Below are 3,892 nucleotides of genomic sequence, written 5' to 3'. Positions count from 1 at the left end.
GGCGACCAACGAGATCCAGGATTTGGACGCGGTGCTGACCGAGGGGAACGATGCGGGCGGTGCCTCGATCACGAACCTGGCCGACCCTACCAACGCACAGGACGCGGCGACGAAGAACTACGTCGACGGCATAGCGGACGACGACATCACGGGCGCTGCCCTTGACGCGCCGACCAACGTGCTGACGATCAGCGAGGGCGCTACCGATGTTACGGTGGACCTGAGCGACCTTGACGATAGCGCCGGCGTTGCCGCCAATGCTGCGAACATAGCGACCAACACCACCAACATAGCCACGAACACGGCGAACATCGCCACCAATACGACGAATATAGCGACCAACGCGACGGACATCGTCAACCACATCGCGGCGGACGGCGACCTATCGGCGACCAACGAGATTCAGGATTTGGACGCGGTCCTGACCGAGGGCAACGACGCAGGGGGTTCTGCGATCGTGAACCTGGCGGACCCTACCAACGCACAGGACGCTGCGACGAAGAACTATGTTGACGGGATAGCTGACGACGATATCACGGGGGCTGTCCTTGACGCGCCGACCAACGTGCTGACAATCAGCGAGGGGGCGACGGACGTGACGGTGGACCTGAGCGACCTTGACGACAGCGCCGGCGTTGCCGCCAACGCTGCGAACATAGCGACCAACACGACCGACATAGCAACGAACACGGCCGACATTGCTACCAATGCGACCAATATCGGAACGAACACGGCGAACATCGCCACCAATACGACGAATATAGCGACCAACGCGACGGACATCGCCAACCACATCGCGGCGGACCTGGACACGAATATTGGAAACGAGTACAACACAGGAAGTGGCATAACGGGAGGTGTATTGGGAATCACCGACGGTGGGGGAACGGAATCTGTTGGCCTGATCAGTGGGGATGCCAACAACAACATAGGATTTGGTTCAGATGGCGCACTTTACCTTAACGTGGCCTCGGTATCCATCGCAGAGACCAATACCACATTGTCCTTTAATGATGTAAGTGGCGAGTTGACCTATACGAACGAATTGGGCAACAATCCGACAGTGGATATTTCCAGTCTTGACGACAGTGCTGGGGTTGCCACCAATGCGACCAATATTGCGACAAACACAACGGACATCGCCAACCACATCGCGGCCGACGGTGACCTATCGGCCACAAACGAGATCCAGGATTTGGACGCGGTCCTGACCGAGGGCAACGACGCGGGGGGTTCTGCGATCGTGAACCTGGCCGACCCTACCAATGCCCAGGACGCTGCGACGAAGAACTATGTTGACGGAATAGCGGACGACGACATCACAGGGGCTGTCCTTGACGCGCCGACCAACGTGCTGACGATCAGCGAGGGGGCGACCGATGTGACGGTTGACCTGAGCGACCTAGACGACAGTGCTGGGGTTGCAGCCAATGCGGCGAACATCGCAACGAACACCACGGACATTGCCACCAATGCGACAAATATTGCGACAAATACAACGGACATAGGGACCAATGCGACTGACATCGCCAACCACATCGCTGCCGACGGAGACCTATCGGCCACCAATGAGATCCAGGATTTGGACGCGGTCCTGACCGAGGGCAACGACGCGGGGGGTGCCTCTATCACCAATTTGGCGGACCCTGTCAACGCACAGGACGCCGCGACGAAGAACTATGTTGACGGCATAGCGGACGACGACATCACGGGGGCCTCCCTTGACGCGCCGACCAATGTTCTGACGATCAGCGAGGGGGCGACCGATGTGACGGTGGACCTGAGCGACCTTGACGACAGCGCCGGCGTTGCCGCCAATGCTGCGAACATAGCGACCAACACCACCAACATAGCCACGAACACGGCGAACATCGCCACCAATACGACGAATATAGCAACCAACACCACCAACATAGCCACGAACACGGCGAACATCGCCACCAATACGACGAATATAGCGACCAACGCGACGGACATCGCCAACCACATCGCGGCGGACGGCGACCTATCGGCGACCAACGAGATCCAGGATTTGGACGCGGTCCTGACCGAGGGCAACGACGCGGGGGGCGCCTCTATCACCAATTTGGCGGACCCTACCAACGCACAGGACGCTGCGACGAAGAACTATGTTGACGGGATAGCGGACGACGACATCACGGGGGCTGTCCTTGACGCGCCGACCAACGTGCTGACGATCAGCGAGGGGGCGACCGATGTGACGGTTGACCTGAGCGACCTTGACGACAGTGCTGGGGTTGCTGCCAACGCTGCGAACATCGCGACCAACACGACCAATATCGGAACGAACACGGCGAACATTGCCACCAATGCCACCAATATTGCAACAAACACAACGGACATCGCCAACCACATCGCGGCGGACCTGGACACAAACATTGGAAACGAGTACAACACGGGAAGTGGCATAACGGGAGGAGTATTGGGAATCACCGACGGCGGGGGAACGGAATCTGTTGGCCTGATCAGTGGGGATGCCAACAACAACATAGGATTTGGTTCAGATGGCGCACTTTACCTTAACGTGGCCTCGGTATCCATCGCAGAGACCAATACCACATTGTCCTTTAATGATGTAAGTGGCGAGTTGACCTATACGAACGAATTGGGCAACAATCCGACAGTGGATATTTCCAGTCTTGACGACAGTGCTGGCGTTGCTGCCAATGCGGCGAACATCGCGACCAACACGACCAATATTGCAACAAATACAACGGACATTGCCACCAATGCCACCAATATTGCGACAAACACAACGGACATAGCGACCAACGCGACGGACATCGCCAACCACATCGCTGCCGACGGAGACCTATCGGCAACCAACGAGATCCAGGATTTGGACGCGGTCCTGACGGAGGGCAACGACGCGGGGGGTGCCTCTATCACCAATTTGGCGGACCCGACCAACGCGCAGGACGCTGCGACGAAGAACTATGTTGACGGCATAGCGGACGACGACATCACGGGGGCTGTCCTTGACGCGCCGACCAACGTTCTGACGATCAGCGAGGGGGCGACCGATGTGACGGTTGACCTGAGCGACCTAGACGACAGTGCTGGGGTCGCGACCAACACGACCAATATTGCAACGAACACGACCAATATTGCAACAAATACAACGGACATTGCCACCAATGCCACCAATATTGCGACAAACACAACGGACATAGCGACCAATGCGACGGACATCGCCAACCACATCGCTGCCGACGGAGACCTATCGGCCACCAATGAGATCCAGGATTTGGACGCGGTCCTGACCGAGGGCAACGACGCAGGGGGTTCTGCGATCGTGAACCTGGCGGACCCTACCAACGCACAGGACGCTGCGACGAAGAACTATGTTGACGGAATAGCGGACGACGACATCACAGGGGCTGTCCTTGACGCGCCGACCAACGTGCTGACGATCAGCGAGGGGGCGACCGATGTGACGGTTGACCTGAGCGACCTAGACGACAGTGCTGGGGTTGCAGCCAATGCGGCGAACATCGCAACGAACACCACGGACATTGCCACCAATGCGACCAATATTGCGACAAACACAACGGACATAGGGACCAATGCGACTGACATCGCCAACCACATCGCGGCCGACGGAGACCTATCGGCCACCAATGAGATCCAGGATTTGGACGCGGTCCTGACCGAGGGCAACGATGCCGGGGGCGCCTCTATCACCAATTTGGCGGACCCGACCAACGCACAGGACGCTGCGACGAAGAACTATGTTGACGGCATAGCGGACGACGACATCACTGGTGCCGCCCTTGACGCGCCGACCAATGTTCTGACGATCAGCGAGGGGGCGACCGATGTGACGGTCAATCTGAGCGACCTTGACGACAGTGCTGGGGTTGCTGCCAAT

The 3,892-nt window shown here is 58.2% G+C and carries 1 protein-coding gene; it reads left to right on the top strand.

Features of this window, described 5'->3' with window-relative positions; genetic code table 11:
• Positions 1–3,892 (top strand): beta strand repeat-containing protein (locus tag EW142_RS16765; protein ID WP_165395301.1); only part of this gene is annotated, 3,892 nt, incomplete at both ends.

The sequence above is a fragment of the Flagellimonas allohymeniacidonis genome (genome assembly GCF_004296335.1).
Taxonomy (GTDB): Bacteria; Bacteroidota; Bacteroidia; order Flavobacteriales; family Flavobacteriaceae; genus Flagellimonas; species Flagellimonas allohymeniacidonis.
The sequence above is the reverse complement of the archived record's forward strand: the minus strand, read 5'-3'. Positions and strand labels throughout refer to the sequence as shown.